General features: G+C 72.2%; 18 protein-coding genes. 10 read left to right on the forward strand and 8 right to left on the reverse strand.

The window, feature by feature from the left end; genetic code table 11:
* Positions 1-62 precede the first annotated feature (62 nt).
* Both ABT070_RS34245 and ABT070_RS34250 read right to left on the reverse strand, forming a co-directional pair.
* Positions 63-752 (reverse strand): GAF and ANTAR domain-containing protein, encoded by a 690-nt coding sequence (locus ABT070_RS34245; RefSeq protein ID WP_351766619.1) that lies wholly within the window; start codon positions 750-752, stop codon positions 63-65.
* An 82-nt stretch (positions 753-834) separates the two neighbouring features.
* Positions 835-1008 (reverse strand): hypothetical protein, encoded by a 174-nt coding sequence (locus tag ABT070_RS34250; RefSeq protein WP_351766486.1) that lies wholly within the window; start codon positions 1006-1008, stop codon positions 835-837.
* A gap of 227 nt (positions 1009-1235) precedes the next feature.
* Here ABT070_RS34250 and ABT070_RS34255 point away from each other — a divergent pair, with 227 nt between their 5' ends.
* From ABT070_RS34255 to ABT070_RS34265, 3 genes are read left to right on the forward strand one after another with little or no spacing between them, the layout of a single operon-like run.
* Complete coding sequence (locus ABT070_RS34255; protein ID WP_351766620.1) at positions 1236-2078, forward strand: polyphosphate polymerase domain-containing protein; 843 nt, start codon at positions 1236-1238, stop codon at positions 2076-2078.
* A gap of 56 nt (positions 2079-2134) precedes the next feature.
* The gene (locus tag ABT070_RS34260) at positions 2135-2752 is read left to right on the forward strand and encodes a DUF4956 domain-containing protein (protein ID WP_451102946.1); all 618 of its coding nucleotides are present in this window, start codon (positions 2135-2137) and stop codon (positions 2750-2752) included.
* Positions 2752-4479, forward strand: a complete 1728-nt coding sequence (locus ABT070_RS34265; RefSeq protein WP_351766490.1) for a CotH kinase family protein — start codon at positions 2752-2754, stop codon at positions 4477-4479. Before ABT070_RS34260 ends, ABT070_RS34265 begins: the two co-directional genes overlap by 1 nt.
* 89 nt (positions 4480-4568) lie before the next feature.
* Here ABT070_RS34265 and ABT070_RS34270 read toward each other — a convergent pair whose 3' ends face one another.
* The 4 genes from ABT070_RS34270 to ABT070_RS34285 all read right to left on the reverse strand — a co-directional run bounded on the left by ABT070_RS34270 (position 4569) and on the right by ABT070_RS34285 (position 8976).
* Entirely contained in the window at positions 4569-5147 is a 579-nt protein-coding gene (locus ABT070_RS34270; RefSeq protein ID WP_351766491.1) for a lamin tail domain-containing protein, read from the reverse strand.
* A gap of 365 nt (positions 5148-5512) precedes the next feature.
* Positions 5513-8047: an FtsX-like permease family protein gene (locus ABT070_RS34275; protein WP_351766493.1), complete on the reverse strand. Its 2535-nt coding sequence runs from the start codon at positions 8045-8047 to the stop codon at positions 5513-5515.
* 3 nt (positions 8048-8050) lie between these two features.
* Complete coding sequence (locus ABT070_RS34280) at positions 8051-8770, reverse strand: ABC transporter ATP-binding protein (protein WP_351766494.1); 720 nt, start codon at positions 8768-8770, stop codon at positions 8051-8053.
* Positions 8767-8976, reverse strand: a complete 210-nt coding sequence (locus tag ABT070_RS34285; protein ID WP_351766496.1) for a hypothetical protein — start codon at positions 8974-8976, stop codon at positions 8767-8769. The genes ABT070_RS34280 and ABT070_RS34285 overlap by 4 nt, the downstream gene beginning before the upstream one ends.
* A 226-nt stretch (positions 8977-9202) precedes the next feature.
* On the opposite strand from ABT070_RS34285, the gene ABT070_RS34290 reads away from it, so the two are divergent.
* The 3 genes from ABT070_RS34290 to ABT070_RS34300 all read left to right on the forward strand — a co-directional run bounded on the left by ABT070_RS34290 (position 9203) and on the right by ABT070_RS34300 (position 11788).
* Positions 9203-10519, forward strand: a complete 1317-nt coding sequence (locus ABT070_RS34290) for a sensor histidine kinase (RefSeq protein ID WP_351766498.1) — start codon at positions 9203-9205, stop codon at positions 10517-10519.
* Between the two features lie 151 nt (positions 10520-10670).
* A complete protein-coding gene (locus tag ABT070_RS34295) occupies positions 10671-11372 on the forward strand; it encodes a response regulator transcription factor (protein ID WP_351766499.1) in 702 nt (233 codons plus the stop codon).
* Between the two features lie 95 nt (positions 11373-11467).
* On the forward strand, positions 11468-11788 hold the full coding sequence (locus ABT070_RS34300; RefSeq protein WP_351766500.1) for a hypothetical protein: 321 nt from the start codon (positions 11468-11470) through the stop codon (positions 11786-11788).
* A 48-nt stretch (positions 11789-11836) separates the two neighbouring features.
* On the opposite strand, the gene ABT070_RS34305 is transcribed toward ABT070_RS34300, so the two are convergent.
* Positions 11837-12688, reverse strand: coding sequence for a polysaccharide deacetylase family protein (locus ABT070_RS34305; RefSeq protein ID WP_351766502.1), 852 nt, complete (start codon positions 12686-12688; stop codon positions 11837-11839).
* A gap of 134 nt (positions 12689-12822) precedes the next feature.
* On the opposite strand from ABT070_RS34305, the gene ABT070_RS34310 reads away from it, so the two are divergent.
* The 4 genes from ABT070_RS34310 to ABT070_RS34325 all read left to right on the forward strand — a co-directional run bounded on the left by ABT070_RS34310 (position 12823) and on the right by ABT070_RS34325 (position 16675).
* Positions 12823-13290 carry a DUF5990 family protein gene (locus ABT070_RS34310; protein WP_351766503.1) on the forward strand — a complete coding sequence of 156 codons (468 nt, stop codon included), beginning with the start codon at positions 12823-12825 and terminating at the stop codon, positions 13288-13290.
* 73 nt (positions 13291-13363) lie between these two features.
* A complete protein-coding gene (locus ABT070_RS34315; protein WP_351766505.1) occupies positions 13364-14482 on the forward strand; it encodes a sugar ABC transporter substrate-binding protein in 1119 nt (372 codons plus the stop codon).
* A 64-nt stretch (positions 14483-14546) separates the two neighbouring features.
* The gene (locus ABT070_RS34320) at positions 14547-15326 is read left to right on the forward strand and encodes an ATP-binding cassette domain-containing protein (RefSeq protein WP_351766507.1); all 780 of its coding nucleotides are present in this window, start codon (positions 14547-14549) and stop codon (positions 15324-15326) included.
* On the forward strand, positions 15317-16675 hold the full coding sequence (locus tag ABT070_RS34325) for a sugar ABC transporter permease (RefSeq protein WP_351766508.1): 1359 nt from the start codon (positions 15317-15319) through the stop codon (positions 16673-16675). The genes ABT070_RS34320 and ABT070_RS34325 overlap by 10 nt, the downstream gene beginning before the upstream one ends.
* 43 nt (positions 16676-16718) lie before the next feature.
* On the opposite strand, the gene ABT070_RS34330 is transcribed toward ABT070_RS34325, so the two are convergent.
* A complete protein-coding gene (locus ABT070_RS34330; RefSeq protein WP_351766510.1) occupies positions 16719-17669 on the reverse strand; it encodes a CPBP family intramembrane glutamic endopeptidase in 951 nt (316 codons plus the stop codon).
* Between the last annotated feature and the right edge of the window lie 35 nt (positions 17670-17704).

Consider the following 17704-nt stretch of genomic DNA (forward strand, 5'->3'; position numbering starts at 1 on the left):
GCGGCGTGGGCGACGTGGGCGACGTGAGCGGCGTCCCGGTCGGGGAGTCCGTCCGCCATCCGTCAGGTGAGGCCGCCCCGGTCGCAGACCCGGCGGGCGACCTCACGCAGCTTGACGTTGTGCTCCTGCGAGTAGCGGCGCAGCACGTCGAACGCCTCGTCCTCGGTGAGCCGGTGACCGCCCATGAGGATGCCCATGGCCTCGCCGATCACATGCCGGGTGGCGACCGCCTGCTGCATCTGGGCATGCGCGCGGGCGCTGGAGAAGGCGACCGCGGCGTGCGAGGCCAGCAGCCAGCCGGCCGTCTCGTCGGCCTCGGTGAAGGCGCCGGGCCTGCGCGAATAGAGGTTCAGCGCGCCGAGATCCTCGTCCTCGGTGAACAGCAGGAAACCCATCATGCTGCCCACGCCCAGGGCGTGGGCCCGCGGCGCGTAGGCGGGCCAGCGCGGCTGCTCCAGGGTGAAGTCGGCGATGCGGAACACCCGGTCCCCCTGTGCGGTGCGGGCGGAGTCGAAGCACGGCCCCTCCCCCATCCGCTCCTGCAGCCGGTCGCTGTCGACGACGAGCCGGTCCGTGGCGGCCACCGTGTCCACCTTCGTCCCGCGCAGGGTGAGGATGCCGGCCGCGTCGCAGCCCTCCACCAGCTCGGTGGCCGAGGCGACGATCCGGTCCAGCGTGGACCCGACCGAGTCCTGCTTCAGGAGATCCCGGGCCATCGACGCCAGCTGCTGAGCGAACCGCTCCCAGTCCATCCCGTCCTCCACCTCTCCGGCCGTCGTCCCCACCCTGCCACGCGAACCCCGGCGGCCTTCGCAGACGGCGTGGCCGGGGGTGTCAGTCCCGGACGAGCTGATCGGCCAGCCGGTGCGCCTGGGCCGGCGGCGTTCCGTGCGTCACCAGCGCGTCCGGGTCGTCGGGCACGGCTCCGGGCAGCTGCCGGCGGAACTCGTCGGGGGTGCGGTGGAGCTCCCCGACCGCCTCGCGCAGCCGCTCCGCTCCCTCGTTCACTTCACGTTCACTCCCCGTACTAACGGTGTTCAGAGACGCCCCTCATCGACCTTTCATGTCTTACCTGTTTCTTACAGGGATGTGATTGATCGCCGACCATCTGAAGGGACGTCATGACTGGCTGGTTGAAGCGCCGTCGCCACGGCGACGGCGGGCCGGACGGCGACGCGGCCCCGGTGCGGGCCGGGGGGTCGCCGCCGCAGTTCGCGGACGACGAGGCGCTGCGGGTGGCGAGCAGACTCCACGCCTTCAACCGGTACGAGCTCAAGTACCTGGTCCCGGTGGAACAGGCGGCGCGGATCCGGGACGAACTGGGCGAGCGGATGGACCGCGACCTGCACAGTCCCGTCGGTGGCTACGGCGTGTGGAGCCTGTACTACGACACGCCTCAACTCCGGTTCTACTGGGAGAAGATCGAAGGCCTGAAGTTCCGCCGCAAGCTGCGCATCCGCCACTACGGAGACCTCGACGGAGTCACCGAGGACTCCCCGGTCTGCGTGGAGATCAAGCAGCGGGTCAACCGGGTCACCCAGAAACGCCGCATCACCCTGCCGTACGCCACCGCCCGGCAGTTGTGCGACGAGCGGGAGATGATCGAGCACTCGGCGAAGGAGAACGCCTTCGTCAACGAGGTCCTCGAGCTGGCGGTCAGGCTCAACCTCCAGCCCACCGCGATCACCGGCTACCAGCGTGAGGCGCTGGTCGGCCGCGACCAGGACACGGGGCTGCGCGTCACCTTCGACCGCCGCATCCGCGGCCGCGACCGGGACTTCCACTTCGGCACACCGAACGCCCAGAACCGGTTCACCGTCCCGCCGCACCTGTCGGTGATGGAGATCAAGGTCAACGAGCGCACCCCGTACTGGATCACCGACCTGGCGGCCCGGCGCAATCTGAGCCTCGTCCGGGTCTCCAAGTACGTCCAGAGCATCGAGGCGTTCGGGCTGGCCCCGAGGTCCGTCTTCCACGTCCGGGAGGAAGACCTCCCGCCGGCGCCCGCCGCCGTCCCCTTCATCCCCACGCCCGCGTCCCCCACGACGCGTCGCCCCACGGAGGCATCCCACTCGTGAATCTCAACGTCCAGGACCTGAGCGGCACGTTCAGCGTCACCGACATCGTGCTCGCCATGACCCTGTCCTTCGTGCTCTCCGCGATGATCGGGTACGTCTACCGGGCCACCCACAAGAACGTCTCCTACAGCCAGTCCTATGTGCAGACGCTGGTCATCGTCGGCATGATCGTCGCGCTGATCATGCTGGTCGTCGGCTCCAACCTGGCCCGCGCCTTCTCCCTGGTCGGAGCGCTGTCGGTGGTCCGCTTCCGCAACGCGGTCAAGGAGACCCGGGACGTCGGCTTCATCTTCCTGGCGATGGCCGTCGGCATGGCGTGCGGTGCCCGTTTCTACACGCTGGCCGCGGTCGGCGGCACCGTGATCGCCCTGATCATCCTGGCGATGAGCAAGTTCGACTGGTTCGCCCTCAACGTCCAGCGTCAGGTCGTCAAGGTCCAGCTCCCGGCGGGCGAGGACCACACCCACGCGATCCAGGACGTCCTGCTGCGCCACACCGACGAGTTCGAGCTGGTGAGCACGGAGTCGATCCGCGGCGGCACCCTGACCGAGGTGTTCTACACGGTCCGCATCAAGAAGGGCCACGAGCCGGGTCAGCTGGTCGCGGCCCTCCAGGAGCGCGCCATGGGGCAGCGCGTGACCGTGCTGACCGGTTACGACCAGACGGACCTCTGATGACCGCCCCCCGCAAGCGGCTGGTGCACCGCGTCCCGTTGCGGCTCCGCCACCACTGGAAGCCGGCCGGCTCCCTCGCCGTGGGGCTCTCGGTCCTGCTGATCTTCTTCGGGGACGTACGTGTCACGCCGTTCGTCACCAGTGCCTCCACGGCGGACGGGGACGAGATCACGGACAACGTCACGGGGGCCGTCGACCTGTTCGACGACTCGCGGACGCACTCGATCCAGCTCGAGTACAGCGAGACCGACTTCACGGACATGATGGCGAAGTACCAGGACGAGGGCGAGAAGGAGTACATCAAGGCCGACCTCACCGTCGACGGCGTGTACCTGAACGACGTCGGCATCCGCCTCAAGGGCAACTCCACGCTGCAGAGCCTGCGCGGCGGCGGCACGGGAGGCGGCGGCCAGGGCGGCCCCGCGGGACAGGGTGGCGGCGCGGGACAGGGCGGCGGCGCGCAGAACGGCGGTCAGCAGCAGGACACCGCCCCGCAGAACGGTGAGCAGCAGCAGAACGGCGCTCAGCAGCAGGACGGTGACCAGCAGCAGGCTCCGCAGGGCGGGGGCGCCATGGGCGCGGCGGGCGGCGGTGGCGGCGGCGGTATGACGCAGTTCAGCCTCTCCGCCGCCAAGCCCGAGGAACTGCCCTGGCTGATCAGCATCGACGAGTACGTCGAGGGCCGCGCCTACGAGGGTCACCGCGAGCTGTCGCTGCGTCCCGGCGTCGACGAGGCGCTGCCGCTGAACGAGGCCCTGTCGCTGTCGCTGATGAAGAAGTCCGGCCAGACGGCCGAGAAGTTCGCCTTCACCGCGGTGAAGGTCAACAGCCGTCCGGTCGCGACCCGGCTGATGGTCGAGAACCCGAGCAAGGACTACGTCGACTCGGAGCTCGGCACCACGGGCGTGGCGTACAAGGCCCGGGCGGGCAGCAGCTTCGACTACGTGGGGGACGACCCCACCGACTACGAGGAGTCCTTCAAGCAGCTCAACCTCAAGGGCAGCCAGGACCTCTCGCCGGTGATGAAGCTCCTCAAGTGGGTCGGCCAGGCGTCGGACGAGGAGTTCGCCGAGAACCTCGACAAGTACGTCGACGTGGACTCCTTCGCGGAGTACGTGGCGACGCAGAACCTGATCCTGAACTTCGACGACATGGCCGGGCCGGGCAAGAACTACGTGCTCTGGTACGACCTCGGCACCAAGAAGTTCTCCGTCCTGGGCTGGGACTTCAACCTGACCTTCAGCGGCACCGCCGGTACCGGGCCCGACGACAGTACGAGCATGGGCGGCGGAGGCGGAGGCGGTGGTGGCGGCGGAATGCCGGGTGCCACCGCGCAGGACGGAGCGGCGGGCATGCCGTCGGGCACCCCGTCCGGGATGCCGCAGGCCCCGGGGAACGGTCAGCAGGACACCCGGCAGGACGGAGACACGGCGGAGGCCGGCGGTCCGGGCGGCGCGGGCGGAGGCGGCGGCATGGGCGGCAACCTCCTCAAGGAGCGGTTCCTGGCGGCGGACGCCTTCGACGGGGCGTATCACGCGGCCTACAAGAAGCTGTACCAGCAGTTCTTCGCCTCGGGGTACGCGCTCGACGCCCTCGACGCCCTCGCCGGTCAGGCGAAGCGGGCGGGCGCCGACGCGTCCGGGGTCTCCGCCACCGCGAAGTCGCTGAGCACAACGGTCACGTCACGGACCGAGAGTCTCGCGAAGAACGAGGTGATCACCGGCTGACGGCGGCTCGTGGCCTCGACGACCACGCGAGCGAGCGGCGCGCCGGTGTGCCGAGTCAGGTGTTCATCGGCTCACCGGGTCCGGATCGGTCAGTGGCGGTTGTCGCCGTGGCCACGGTTGTCGCCGTGCCCGCGGTTGTCGCCGTGGCCACGGTTGTCGCCGTGCCCGCGGTTGTCACCGTGCCCGCGGTTGTCGCCGTGGCCGCGGTTGCGGCCCCAGGACTCGTCGTCGACGAAGCGGCCGCGGTCGTTGCGCAGGGTGGCGGTGTCGGAGCGGTTGTCCCACACCTCCCTGTTGCGGTCCTGGAAGAGGTCCCTGCGGGAGTCGCGGCCCTCACCGGTGTGGATGCGGACCGTGGAGCGGCCCTCCAGGCGGTAGTGGTGGAAGGTGTAGGTACGGCCGTCGTCGTTCTTGAGGGTCCAGCCGTTGAGGTTGATCGTGTGGCGCGTGGTGTTGGTGAGTTCCACCCACTCCTTGTTCAGCGAGCTCCGGGAGCGGTCGTCACGTCCCGGGGCGTCGTACTGAACGGCGCTGATCCGCACCTCCGGGCGGTTGGGACGAGCGTGGTCGGAGGCGGACGCCGGCAGTGCCATCGCGCCGACCAGGGCGCCGGCCGTGAGGGCGGCGGCGGTCAGACGACGAGCGGTGACAGAAGCGGAAGTGGACAAAGAGTTCCCCTGGGATGTGCGGGCACCTTCCCACAGCGGCCTTCGTGTCGCCGTGGGGGTCGGTGCGATGTGCGGGTGCGGTCGGCTGGCCGCAGACACACTCTGTCCACGGAGTGCGGGAGATGGGTAGGAAACGTGGCGTGTGTTACCTGTTGTCCATATCTCTGTGACTCTCGGCTGCAACGTCCATTTAAGTGAATAAGTACCGATGTTGACGCCCCGCCGGCCGACGACCCCTTGCGGGAGTTGGCCCGTGCCGCCCGGACGCCACGTCACGCCACCCCACCGGGAGACGGGCCGTCACCCGAAAGTGAGTAACGGCCGCCTCCTCCCCTGTCACCTTCCCGTCGACGGATCCCGCTCGCTCAGTGGGCGCGGATGGCGTCGGCCGGCGCGGTGCGCAGTGCCTGGCGGGTCGGGAGTTCGATGGTGAGGAACGCCGTGACGGTGACCGTGAGCGCGAGCGCGGGCAGCAGCCAGACGGGGCCCGCGGGCCAGGGGCGGCCGAGGAAGCCCTGGCCCAGCAGGGCGAGGGGCAGCGCGGAGAGCAGCAGGGCGGTGACGAGCGCGGTGGCGGCGGTCACCGCGGCCTCGCGGCGCATCATCGACCGGATCTGACGGGGTGTGGTGCCGTTCATCCGGAGGGCGCCCAGCTCGACCCGGCGCTGGGCGGTGGCCGCGACCAGCTTGTTGGCGATGCTGAGCAGCAGGTAGACGAGCAGGACCACGATGGTGGCCAGGTTGATCCACACCTCGGGCGGGGCGTCCTCCAGGCCGCCGGCCGAGGGCAGGTTCGCGGGCCGGAGCGCCAGGCCGGGGCGGGACGCCGCGAGCGCCGCGAGGCCCTGCCGGGCCTTCGCCGTGCCGTCCGTGCGGATCAGGAGGGACTGGTCCAGCCTCGTCGTGGTGTGCCCGGCGGCCAGGTCGTGGGAGAGCACCACCGCGCCGAAGCCGAGGCCGCGGTCGTACACGGCGACGACCTCCGCGTCGACCCGTGCGCCGTCGCCGAGGATCAGGCTCACCCGGTGGCCCACCGTCGCGGAGCGGGTGCGGGCGGCGTCGCCGCTGACGGCGACGGTGGCGCCGCGCAGGCGGTCCAGGCTGCCGTCGCGTACGTCGAGGTCGAGGACCTCGGAGGCGTCCGGGGTGAGGATCGTCGCGGGGCCCGACTCGCTCACCGTGTCGCCGAACTGCTGGTACTGCCACACCACGCTGGTCGTGCCGACCGGGGCCGCGGCCCGTACGCCGGCCGTGTTCCGTACGGCGGCGAGCGTGCCGGTGGGCAGTCCGCCCAGGCCCGGAGCGGTCAGGCGCTGCTGGGCGAGGGTGCCGGTGCGGGTGTCGTCGGCGGTGGCGGCCAGCACGGTGGTCTGGGTGAAGGTGTACGTCAGCACGAACACGACCGCCATGGCCAGGGTGCTGACGATCCCCGCGTTGCGCAGGGCGTAGGCGCGGAGGTTGGCCATCGCCAGCCAGGTGGGGGCGGAGGCGCCCGCCCCCGTCGCACGGGCCGCGGCGCCGCCGACGCCCCGGACGAGTGCCGGGCCGGCCAGCGCCAGGCCGATCGCGCCGAGGATGCCCGCGATGGACGTCGCCGTGGCGCCGATGACCGTGCGGGAGAAGAGCGGCAGCGCCGACAGCGCGGTCGCCGCGAGGATGACGAGCACGCCGACGCGCGTCCGGGCCCGCGACGGGTCGCGCGGCTCGCTGCGCGATTCCGCGACCGCTTCGGTGGCCGGCATCCGCGAGGTGCGCCAGGCCGAGCAGCGGGCCGACACCTGGACGGCCAGGATCATCAGGAGAATCGCCGCGAGGGCCGGCACCGGGCTGTAGGTGAGCGGGAGTTCGGACGGCACGACCTCCCGGTCCGCGAGCAGTCGGCGGAACTGCCCGGCCAGCAGGTAGCCGAGTCCCACGCCGGGCACCAGGGCCACGGCCGCGACGACGGTGGACTGGGCGGCGGCCAGGCGGCGGATCTGCTTCGGGGTCGCGCCGACCGCCCGCATCAGCGCCAGGTCGCGGCGCTGTCCGGCGATCGACACGGCCAGCGCGCTCGCCATCACGAAGCCGGTGATCAGCAGGACGATCCCGGAGAGCGAACCGGCGAGCAGGACCAGCAGCGAGCGGGACGCGCCGGCGCCGGGTGCGGCCGTGTCGCCCCGGTCGGCTCCGGTGACGGTCAGCAGACCGGTGCCCTTCAGCGCCGTCCGGACCTCGGCGGCGACGCGCCGCTCGGCGCCGGGCTCGGTGCGCAGGCCCACCAGGTCGACGCGGTCCGCGTGACCGGCCAGGCGGGCGGCCGTCGCGTCGGCGAAGAAGATGCCCGCGCCGGGCACGTCGACGACCGCCGAGACGCGGTAGCCGGCGGCGGGGCGGCCGTCGACGACGACCCGCACCCGGTCACCCGCCGCGATCCCGGCCGCCGCGGCGGTGCCGCTGTCCACGGCGACCTCATCGGAACCGGTCGGCCCGGCGCCGTCGAGGCGCGCGCCGGCCGATGGCTCCGCCAGCTTCGTCGAGGACCAGCCGTGCCCCGCCACCTGCGGGTCCCCGGCCGCTACGACCTGTCCGCGGGCGTCGAGGAGAGCGGCCGGGAAGCCGATGTCGCCGACCGCCGTGGTGACACCCGGCAGCCCGGCCAGCTCGCCGACCAGCCGGGACGGAACCCTGCGGCGCTCCGGGAGCGCGAGCGGCAGCTCACCGGCCGGCCGGAACTCCTGGTCGGCCGCGACCACGACGTCCGCGCCGGCGAGCCGGCCGGCGGGCAGATGGGAGCGGAGGCCGGACTCGGCCAGCACACCGGTGGCGGTGATCAGTGCCGCGCCGCCGAGGACCGCGCAGGCCACGGCGATCAGCGCGGTGATCCGGTGTCCGACCATCCGTATCGCGAGACGGAACATGACTCAGACCTCTCCCAACGCGACGAGACGGCTTGCCAGTTCGGGGGCGGTCGGCGCGTCGAGGGCGTCGACCACCCGGCCGTCGGCCATCACCAGGACGTGGTGTGCGCGGGCCGCGGCGGCCGGGTCGTGGGTGACCATCACCACCGTCTGGCGCAGATCGGCGACGAGGTCGCGCAGCAGGTCGAGGACCTCGTGGGCGCTGCACAGGTCGAGCGCGCCGGTCGGTTCGTCGGCGAACACGACGGCCGGTCTCGCCACCAACGCCCGTACCACGGCCGCGCGTTGCTGCTGGCCGCCGGAGAGTTCGGCGGGGCGGTGGGTCAGCCGGTCGGTCAGTCCGACCCGTTCCACCAGGGTCCGCAGCCAGTCGCGGTCCGGGGCGCGGCCCGCCAGCCGCAACGGCAGCGTGATGTTGTCCTCGATGCTGAGCGAGGGAATCAGGTTGTACGCCTGGAACACGAAGCCGACGCGCTCGCGGCGCAGTTCGGTGCGCCGGGTCTCGTTCAGCCCGGCGATCTCGTGGCCGTCGATGCGGACGCTGCCCGACGTCGGGGAGTCCAGCCCGGCGGCACAGTGCATCAGCGTGCTCTTGCCGGAACCCGACGGTCCCATCACGGCGAGGAAGGTGCCGCGCTCCACGGTCAACGACACGTCGTCGAGGGCCCGTACGCCGCCCGGGTACGCCTTGCTGACGCCGGTCAGGGCGATGGCGGCGTTCATCGACGGCCCCGCACGTTGCGCACGACGAGGGTGCCCGCGCACAGGACGGTGACCGCGCCGCAGACCAGGTGCACCCAGGTGTCGGCGCCGCCGAAGGAGGCCGCCATGTTGGTGACCGCGCTGGTCACCACCACGGCCCAGAGCAGCGTGCGGGCGATCTCCCCACGGGTCAGCCGCTCCGGACCGGTGGTCGTGGTCTTCGTCATGGGGCCTTCTCCCGGGATCCTGTGCCGTTCCTGCTGTCGTCACCGACGCTATGGATCGGCACCCCCCGCGGCCGATCCCGCAGCCCGCCCGGTTCGGGGTACAGCAGGCTGTACCACCCGCTCCCCGCATGACGCGCATGACGGCGAACCGGCCTGCGGCATAAGGTCGTTCGGGAAACGGAGAACGAGAAGCGGGAAGCGGGAGCAGAAGGGGAGGGGCGGCGGAATGGCGGTCCAGCAGGACGCGGCGGCCGACGCCGACGCCACGGTCGACGCGGCGGCCGGTGACCGGCCGGAGGGCCGGGACGAGAGCATCGAGGACCTCGCCGTACGGACCCTCGGCGCCGCGGGCACCGCCGTCGCCCAGCTCGCCTCCGGACTCAACACGGCTCTGCTCGCCCTGCTCGTGCTGCTGTGGCTGGCCGTCACCGCCGTGACGAGCGTGGTCGGGGTGGGGCTGCTCATGGCGCCCGCGCCGCTGCGCGCCCTGCATGCCCTGGCCGGCCGGGAACGCGCCCGGCTCGGCCGCCGGGGCCCCGAGGTCGTCGCCCCGCAGCCCCCTCCCACGCGGCTGCGGCCCGCCCTCGTCGACGCCACCACCCGCCGCGAGCTGCGTTGGCTGGTCCGGCACGCCACGCTGGGGTTCCTGCTCGGACTGGTCGGCGTCTACCTGCCGATCGCCGCCGTGCGCGACACCGCCTTCCCGCTGTACTGGCCGTTCCTGCCCAAGGGCGCGACCGCCACCTCCCTCGCGGTCGGCAGCGCGCACTCCTGGCCGGCCGCCCTCGCCGTGGCACTGCTGGGCGTGAGCTGGATCGCCATCATCCTGGGGCTGGCCCCCGGCATGGCCCGGCTCCAGGATCGGCCCGGACGCGTACTCCTCGCGGCCGGTCCGGAAGCGGATCTGTCGCTCCGGGTCGCCGAACTCACCGCCACCCGCGCCGCCGCCCTCGACGCCCACGCCACCGAACTGCGCCGTATCGAGCGCTCCCTGCACGACGGCGCCCAGAACCGGCTGGTCTCCGTGACGGTGCTGGTCGGGGCGGCCCGCCGCATGGTGGCCCGGGACCCGGCCGGCGCCGACGAGCTCCTGGAGCGCGCCCAGTCGGCGGCCGAACAGGCGCTGGCCGAGCTGCGGACGGTCGCGCGCGGCATCCTGCCGCCGGTGCTGGCCGACCGGGGACTCGCGGGCGCGCTCTCCGGTCTCGCCGCGGACTGCGCGGTGCCCTGCCGGATCGACGTGGACGTGCCCGAGCGCTGTGCCGCCTCCGTCGAGGCGACCGCCTACTTCGTCGTCGCCGAGGCCCTGACCAACATCGCCAAGCACAGCGGCGCCGGGCAGGCCACGGTCACGGCCCGCGGCCGGGGCGGCCGGCTCCTGCTGCACGTCGAGGACGACGGCCGGGGCGGCGCCGAGGCGGCCGGCGGGACCGGGCTCACCGGCATCCGCCGCCGGGTCGCGGCGCACGACGGCAGCCTCTCCCTGTCCAGCCCGCCCGGCGGTCCGACCGTCCTGAAGGTGGACCTGCCCCGTGGATCGTGAGCCGTGAAGCGTCGCGCCCTGAGCAGCATCGAGACCTGTGAAGCACTGTCAGTCATGGAGCGTTGCCAGTTGTGAAGTGTCATCGGTTGCGGAGCGTTGTGATCTCTGAAGCGTTGTCCGTCGTGGAGCAGGGTGAGTTGTGGAGCGTGAGATGCGGATCGTGATCGCCGAGGACGACGCGTTGCTGCGCGAGGGCCTCGCCCTGCTGCTGCGCGCCGAGTCCCTCGACGTGGTGGCCACCGCCGGCACCGCGGACGAGGCGCTGGACGCCATCGACGCGCATGAGCCGGACGTCGCCATCCTCGACGTACGGATGCCGCCGACGCACACCGACGAGGGGATCGTCGCGGCGGTCGAGGCCCGGCGCCGGCGGCCCGGCCTGGCCGTGCTCGTGCTGTCCGCGTACGTCGAGCAGAGCTTCGCCACCGAGCTGCTCGGCGGCGGTGTGCAGGGGCTCGGCTATCTGCTCAAGGAACGGGTGGGCCGGGTGGAGGAGTTCCTGGACGCGCTGCGGCGGGTCGCGGCGGGCGGCACCGCCATCGACCCGGAGGTCGTCGCCCAGCTGTTCACCCGCTCGCGCCAGGACACCCGGCTGGAGCGGCTCAGCCCCCGGGAGCGGGACGTCCTCGCCCTGATGGCCGAGGGGCTCGGCAACTCGGCCGTCGCCGAACGGCTCGTCGTCACGGACGGCGCCGTCCACAAGCACATCCGCAGCATCTTCGCCAAGCTCGACCTGTCGCCGACGGACCAGGTGGACCGGCGGGTCGCGGCCGTCCTGCGCTATCTGGAGGCGGTCGGCACGGGAGGTCAGCCGGCGGGCGCGCCGCGGGGGCGGACCGGCCCGCTCTCGTAGGCCGGCCGCACCGGCCGGTCTCCAACCTCCGGTAGAGGCTCCGTTCCTCCGCCGTGCCGACGATTCGCGGTCCGGCCGGCGGAATGCTGAAGGCCATGGACATCACCTCGCTCACCGTCGTGCTCAGCGTGGTCGTGATCGTCGCGGCCGCGGTCCTGATCGCCTCCAACGAGCCCCCGCCGTGGCTCTTCCTGCTGACCGGCGCGGGTTCCCTGCCGCTGAGCGAGGTCCTGCTCGGCACGCCCTGCTTCGCTTCCACGGTCGGGGACGCCGGAGTCGCCCCCTGGGTCGTGCGGCTCGCCGTCACCTGCACCCTCACGGCCGCGTCGAGCTTCTTCGTCGGCGGGGACGGTCGCGGGCGCGCCGACGACGACCGCACCGCCGACGGCCCCCCGTCCTCTCGTGCGACGGCCTGAGCGGGATCGCGCGCCACGGGCGGCCGGACGGTCTTTACCGGACGGTCCTCAGAGGTAGTCCTCGAGGCGGGCGACCGTGAACCCCTGTTCCCGGATGTGCCGCAGCAGGTTGGCCGTCATCTCGGTCATGGTCGTGCCCTTGAGCTCGGAAGGGCCGCGGAAGTGGGCCAGCACGATGTCGCCCGGGTGGAGCTTCTTGTCGCCGCGCTGGTACTGCATGTTCTTGATCTGCATGGACTCGCGCCACAGAACGATCGCCTCGACGCCGCAGGACGCGGCGGCGGCCCGGGTGTCCTCGTTCCAGTTGCCGTACGGCGGACGGAACAGCCGCGGCTGGGTGCCGTATCGATCCTTCAGCTTGGTCTGCTGGGCGCAGATCTCCTGTTTCTGAGCGGCCGCGCCCAGGGTGCGCAGGTTCGGGTGGGTCAGCGTGTGGTTCTGGACGCCGTCGCCGAGGGCCTGGAGCTTGCCGAAGTAGCCGTAGTCGGCGCTGATGGCGGAGTCCGTCAGGAACATCGTGAAGGGGATCTTGAGTTCCCGCATCATCGTCACGAACTCCGGGTCCTTCTCCGCCCCGTCGTCGAAGGTGAGAAAGACGATCTTCTCCTGGGTGGGTATCTCACTGATCACCGGCACCTGGCCGTCGGCGGCCGGCAGCACGACCGGCTTGACGGCCGGCGGGGCGGGCGGGGCGGCCAGCGGCTCGAGCCCCCACTTCCCGTACGCGGCCTCGACGCCCGCCCGCGCGCCCGCCTCGCCGCGGGGCGACTGGGCGGGCGGCACGGAGCGGGACGGAGCGGGTCGGCCGGACTGCGCGGGGGACTCGGTCCCGCAGCCCGTCACGACGCCCGTCGCGAGCAGGACGCAGGCCAGCGCCGCCCCTCTGATCCGGCTGTCCATCCCGTGCACCCCATGTCATCCGTACGCCTCGACCTGTCCACTGCTTGATGTCGAACGGACGTCCGAGGTTCCGCTCCGGAACGGACCGGGTACCGGGTCTCCCCGGTGCCGGCGGGCGCGCGATGATGGCCGGTATGCGCATCCGCATCGACGCAGTCGACCTGCCCGGCCTCACCCGACCGGCCTCCGCCGACGGCAGGGTCCCCGCGTACGGCAACCTGCACGTCGCCGTGCAGCGCCGCGACCGTCCGGCCGAACTGCTCGGGCCGCAGCCCGGCGACGCGCCGTCCGCGACCTGGACCCTGGAGTGCACCACCAGCGCCTCGCCGGCCGGCACCGAGGTCGCAGGGCCCTATGTCCAGGACCGCCTGGGCCGGCGGTTCGTCTACCTGTCGTGGGGCACGGTCGACGGGTCGGGCGTCTTCACGATGTTCCGCCGCGCCAAGCTGATGCTCGACGCCGTCCCCGCCGACGTGCTCGCCGCCGCCGCGCGGGACGGACTGCTGGTCGGACGCCTCGGCCTGACCGACGCGCAGGGCGGGCCCCTCTGCGCACGCGTCGAGCCCCCGCGCATCACCTGGACCGCAGAACGCGCCGACTAGAGCGGCATGGCTACGCTTGGCGTTAAGCGCCTATTGCGGGGCAATGGCGGACAAATGTCCTAAGGAACCGAAGATGGGTCTCGGTGCCGGCCTTCCGGCCGTGAAGCGCAGGTCCCTCACCCGCGCGTCCGTGGCGGTCGCGGCCGCCGCCGGTCTGGTCCTGGCAGGCGCCTGCGGCGGAAGCGACGGAGACGGCGACGGGGACGGCAGCCTCGCCGTCGGGGTGCTGCTCCCGGGGGGCGGGGCCTCGCGTTTCGGACAGTTCGACAGGCCCCTGATCGAGCAGCGGCTGAAGGGGCTGTGCCCGGACTGCCCGGCGCCGACCTTCGCCGCCACGGCCGATCCCGCCGTCCAGCGACAGCAGATCGAGTCCATGATCACCCGGCAGGTGGACGTCCTGATCCTCGCCGCCGTCGACCCCCAGCTGCTGCGCCCGTCGGTCGAGGCCGCACACCGGGCCGGCATCCCGGTCGTCGCCTACGACCGGCTCGCCCAGGGCCCGATCTCGGGTTACGTCACCTTCGACGGCGCGACGGTCGGCAGACTCCAGGGCGAGGCGCTCCTGACGGCCCTGGACGCCGAGGCGCGCGGCGAACAGATCGTCATGATGAACGGCGCCACGACCGATCCCAACGCCGGCTGGTTCAAGCGCGGGGCGCTCTCCGTCATCGAGGGCAAGGTCAGGATCGGCAAGTCGTACGACACCGTCGGCTGGCGCCCGGAGAACGCCTTCGTGAACATGACCAACGCCATCGCCGCCCTGGGCGCGGGCGACATCGACGGCGTCCTGGCCGCCAACGACAGCCTCGCCGGCGCCGTGCTCGCGGCCCTCAAAGCCGCCGAGGTCAGACCGCTGCCCCCGATCACCGGCCAGGACGCCGACCTCGCGGGCGTGCGGCGCATCGTCCGGGGCGACCAGTACATGACCGTCTACAAGCCCTTCGAGCCCGCGGCCGACGCCGCCGCGAAGATGGCCGTCGCCCTGGGGCGCGGCAAGACGGTGGACTCCCTCGCCACGGGCACCGTCGACAACGCCACCACCGAGGACATTCCGGCGGTCCTGCTCCCGTCGGTCCCGGTGACCGTCGGCAACATCAAGGACACTGTGGTCAAGGACGGTATGTACACCGTCGACCAGATATGCACCCCCGCGCTCAGGTCCGCCTGCGACGAGGCCGGACTCACCCGATGAGGTCCTCATGAGGTCCCGATGAGCTCCCGATGAGCTCTCCCCGAAGGCGGAAGGAGGTGGCCCCGTGCCGGTTCAGCCCCTGCTGACGTTGCGCGGCGTCTCCAAGCGGTTCGCCGCCGTGCAGGCACTGGCGGACGTCGAGCTGGAGATCAGGGCCGGGGAGGTGGTCGCCCTGATGGGCGACAACGCCGCCGGTAAGTCCACCCTGGTCAAGGTGATCTCGGGAGTCGGTCCCGCCGACAGGGGCGTCATCGAGTGGCAGGGCAGTGCCGTCCAGATCAGGCGTCCACAGGACGCCCAGGTGCTGGGGATCGCGACCGTCTACCAGGACCTCGCGATGTGCGGCAATCTCGATGTCGTCGCCAACCTCTTCCTCGGCCGGGAGATCCACCGGTTCGGCATCCTCGACGAGGTGGAGATGGAGCGCCGCACGCGTGAGCTGCTCAAGACCCTGTCCATCCGCATCCCCGACGTGCGCGTGCCGCTCGCCACGCTCTCCGGAGGCCAGCGGCAGGTCGTCGCGATCACCCGCTCGTTCCTCGGCGAGCCCCGGCTCGTCCTGCTCGACGAGCCCACCGCCTCCCTGGGCATCGAGCAGACCAGCCAGCTCCTCGACCTCATCGAGGAGCTGCGTGACCAGGGCCTCGGAGTGCTTCTCATCAGCCACAACATGGGGGACATCAAGGCCGTCGCCGACCGGGTCGCCGTCCTGCGCCTCGGCCGCAACAACGGCTTCTTCGACGTGAACACCACCTCGCAGGAACAGATCATCTCCTCCATCACCGGGGCGTCGGACAACGCCGTGGCGCACCGCACGACCCGCCCGGAGGAAGCATGGCCCTGAGGGGGAGGAGGAACCGGACCCACACCGCCGACGCCACAGCCGGCACCGATGCTGATGCCGCACCCCCCGCCGAGGCCGCGCCCGGCACCGGCCGGGAGGACGACGGTCACCGGGGGTACGCCGGACGTCTCGGCGCGTACGCCGGACGTCTCAAGGCCCCTGCGGGACCTCTCGGCGCCCCCGCCGACGCGGTGCGCCGCAGGCTGCGTGAAGGCGGGCTCGGCCCCGTCCCGGTCCTGCTCGCCCTCGCCGTGACCTGGATCGTCTTCCAGGCCCTCAACGACAACTTCCTCTCGCCGCGCAACCTGTCCGTCCTGAGCGTGGACATCGTCGGGACCGGCATGGTCGCCGTCGGCATCGTCTTCGTCCTGCTGATCGGCGAGATCGACCTGGCGGTGGGCTCGCTCGCCGGCCTGGCGGGCGCCGTGTTCGCGTCGCTGAACGTGAACCTCGGGATGCCGGAGTGGCTCGCCGTGCTCGTCGCGGTGATGTGCGGCACGGCCGCCGGGGCCGTCCACGGGTTCTCCTTCGCCAGGATCGGCGTACCCGCGTTCGTCGTGACCCTCGCGGGTCTGCTGGTCTGGAACGGCGTGATGCTCTACCTGCTGGGTCCCGACAGCTCCATCAACTTCAGCGAGGACGGGTTGGTCGCCACGCTGACCAGCCGCTACTTCGACTCCGCCGTCGCCGTCTACGGTCTGGCGGCACTCTGCACGGCCGCCTACCTCCTCGTCGCCCTCCACGACCACCGGCGCCGCGCCGCCGCCGGGATGCCCTGCCGGCCGACGGGCGTGATCTGGGCGCGAACGGCGCTGCTCGCGCTGGCCGCGTTCTCCGTCGTCTACGTGCTGGGCCGCTTCGAGGGACTGCCGCTGGCGCTGCTGATCTTCCTGGCGGTCGTCGTCGCCTCGGACCTCCTGCTGCGCCGCACCCCCTACGGCCGGCAGGTCCTCGCGCTGGGCGGCGGGGCGGAGGCGGCCCGGCGCTCCGGCGTCGACGTGGCGCGCGTGCGGATCTCGGTGTTCATGGTGTCGGGGACCCTGGCCGCGGTGGGCGGCCTGTTCATCGCGTCGCGGCTCACCTCGGCGAGCCAGATCTCCGGCTCCGGTGTGCTGCTGATCAACGCCATCGCCGCGGCCGTCATCGGCGGCACCAGCCTGTTCGGCGGACGCGGCTCGACCTGGTCCGCGCTGCTGGGGGTGCTCATCATCCAGTCGATCGGCTCGGGCATGGCGCTGGTGGGGGTCCAGCCCCCGGTCCAGTTCATGATCACGGGTGGGGTGCTGTTCACCGCGGTGGTCTTCGACTCGCTGACACGCCGCTCCGCGCAGTCGCGCGGACGGGTCTGAGAGACGTCCGGGGCGATGCGGCGCCGGTGCGGGCGTCCGGCGTTCAGGAGGCCGGGGGCGTGGCGGGCGTCGAGGTGGAGCGGCGCCGGGCGCGGAAGTGGCCACGCCGGCCGGCCGCGCGCAGGAACACGACCGTGGGGACCGCGCAGACGAGGATGGCGGCGATACCGGCCTCCGGACCGAAGGCGCCCCCGGTGAGCGCGTCGGGGCCCGACAGCACACCGTGCACCAGGCCCGCCGGGGCGTCCTCGTTGCCGGAGACCGTGGTGCCGAAGAGGCCGCTCTCGGCGAAGTTCCAGCCGAAGTGGACACCGATCGGGAGCCAGAGGCTGCGGGTGGCGACGTAGGCGGCGCCGGTCAGCAGGCCGCCCTCGACGGCGATGGCCAGCGCGCCCCACACGGTGGCACCGGTGTTGAGGAGATGCAGGGCACCGAACAACAGCGCCGAGATCGCCAACGCGCCCCGGGTGCCCGTGAGTTCCTCCAGCAGCCGGAAGACGATGCCGCGGAAGAGGAGCTCCTCGGTGACGGCGACGCCCGCCATCATCCCGAGGTAGGTCAGCACCCCGCCCACGGACACCCCGCCCTCCGTGCCGTACCCGCCGAACAGGGCGATGATCGCGATCGTCGCGATGAACAGGCCGAGGCCGACGAGGGTGCCGGTGCGCAGTCCGGAGACCGCCGTCGTCATGTCCAGCTCGGACACCGGCCGCTGTTCCAGGACCCGTACGACCGCCGCGTAGCTCGTCAGCGCGAGCACCACGACGGCCGCGCCGAACAGCAGGGACAGGACCGGGTTGTCCCCCGCCACGGCCCTCGCCCCGGCCGCGAGCGCCGTCACCGCCACGAACAGCACCAGCATCGCCACCAGCCGTACCCCCGCCGGACGCACCCGCCGCGCGACGACGAACGGCTCCTGCGAGAACAGGTCCTTCGAGCCGTTCGGCATGTACTTCAGCGTGCTCTTCAACGGGCGCGCGCTCTTCAGCGGCATGACGTTCCTCCCCTGCCCGGCGGCGGTCCCATCAC

This window comes from Streptomyces sp. NPDC002884, from assembly GCF_040295245.1.
Classification (GTDB): Bacteria; Actinomycetota; Actinomycetes; order Streptomycetales; family Streptomycetaceae; genus Streptomyces.

Bases quoted from the DNA above. Each gene is read 5' to 3' on its own strand.
- ABT070_RS34290 (WP_351766498.1), top strand. From the start codon at position 9,203: ATGGCGGTCCAGCAGGACGCGGCGGCCGACGCCGACGCCACGGTCGAC.
- ABT070_RS34305 (WP_351766502.1), bottom strand. From the start codon at position 12,688: ATGGACAGCCGGATCAGAGGGGCGGCGCTGGCCTGCGTCCTGCTCGCG.
- ABT070_RS34310 (WP_351766503.1), top strand. From the start codon at position 12,823: ATGCGCATCCGCATCGACGCAGTCGACCTGCCCGGCCTCACCCGACCG.
- ABT070_RS34330 (WP_351766510.1), bottom strand. From the start codon at position 17,669: ATGCCGCTGAAGAGCGCGCGCCCGTTGAAGAGCACGCTGAAGTACATG.
- ABT070_RS34260 (WP_451102946.1), top strand. From the start codon at position 2,135: ATGACCCTGTCCTTCGTGCTCTCCGCGATGATCGGGTACGTCTACCGG.
- ABT070_RS34295 (WP_351766499.1), top strand. From the start codon at position 10,671: ATGCGGATCGTGATCGCCGAGGACGACGCGTTGCTGCGCGAGGGCCTC.
- ABT070_RS34300 (WP_351766500.1), top strand. From the start codon at position 11,468: ATGGACATCACCTCGCTCACCGTCGTGCTCAGCGTGGTCGTGATCGTC.
- ABT070_RS34275 (WP_351766493.1), bottom strand. From the start codon at position 8,047: ATGTTCCGTCTCGCGATACGGATGGTCGGACACCGGATCACCGCGCTG.
- ABT070_RS34265 (WP_351766490.1), top strand. From the start codon at position 2,752: ATGACCGCCCCCCGCAAGCGGCTGGTGCACCGCGTCCCGTTGCGGCTC.
- ABT070_RS34245 (WP_351766619.1), bottom strand. From the start codon at position 752: ATGGACTGGGAGCGGTTCGCTCAGCAGCTGGCGTCGATGGCCCGGGAT.
- ABT070_RS34315 (WP_351766505.1), top strand. From the start codon at position 13,364: ATGGGTCTCGGTGCCGGCCTTCCGGCCGTGAAGCGCAGGTCCCTCACC.
- ABT070_RS34325 (WP_351766508.1), top strand. From the start codon at position 15,317: ATGGCCCTGAGGGGGAGGAGGAACCGGACCCACACCGCCGACGCCACA.
- ABT070_RS34280 (WP_351766494.1), bottom strand. From the start codon at position 8,770: ATGAACGCCGCCATCGCCCTGACCGGCGTCAGCAAGGCGTACCCGGGC.
- ABT070_RS34285 (WP_351766496.1), bottom strand. From the start codon at position 8,976: ATGACGAAGACCACGACCACCGGTCCGGAGCGGCTGACCCGTGGGGAG.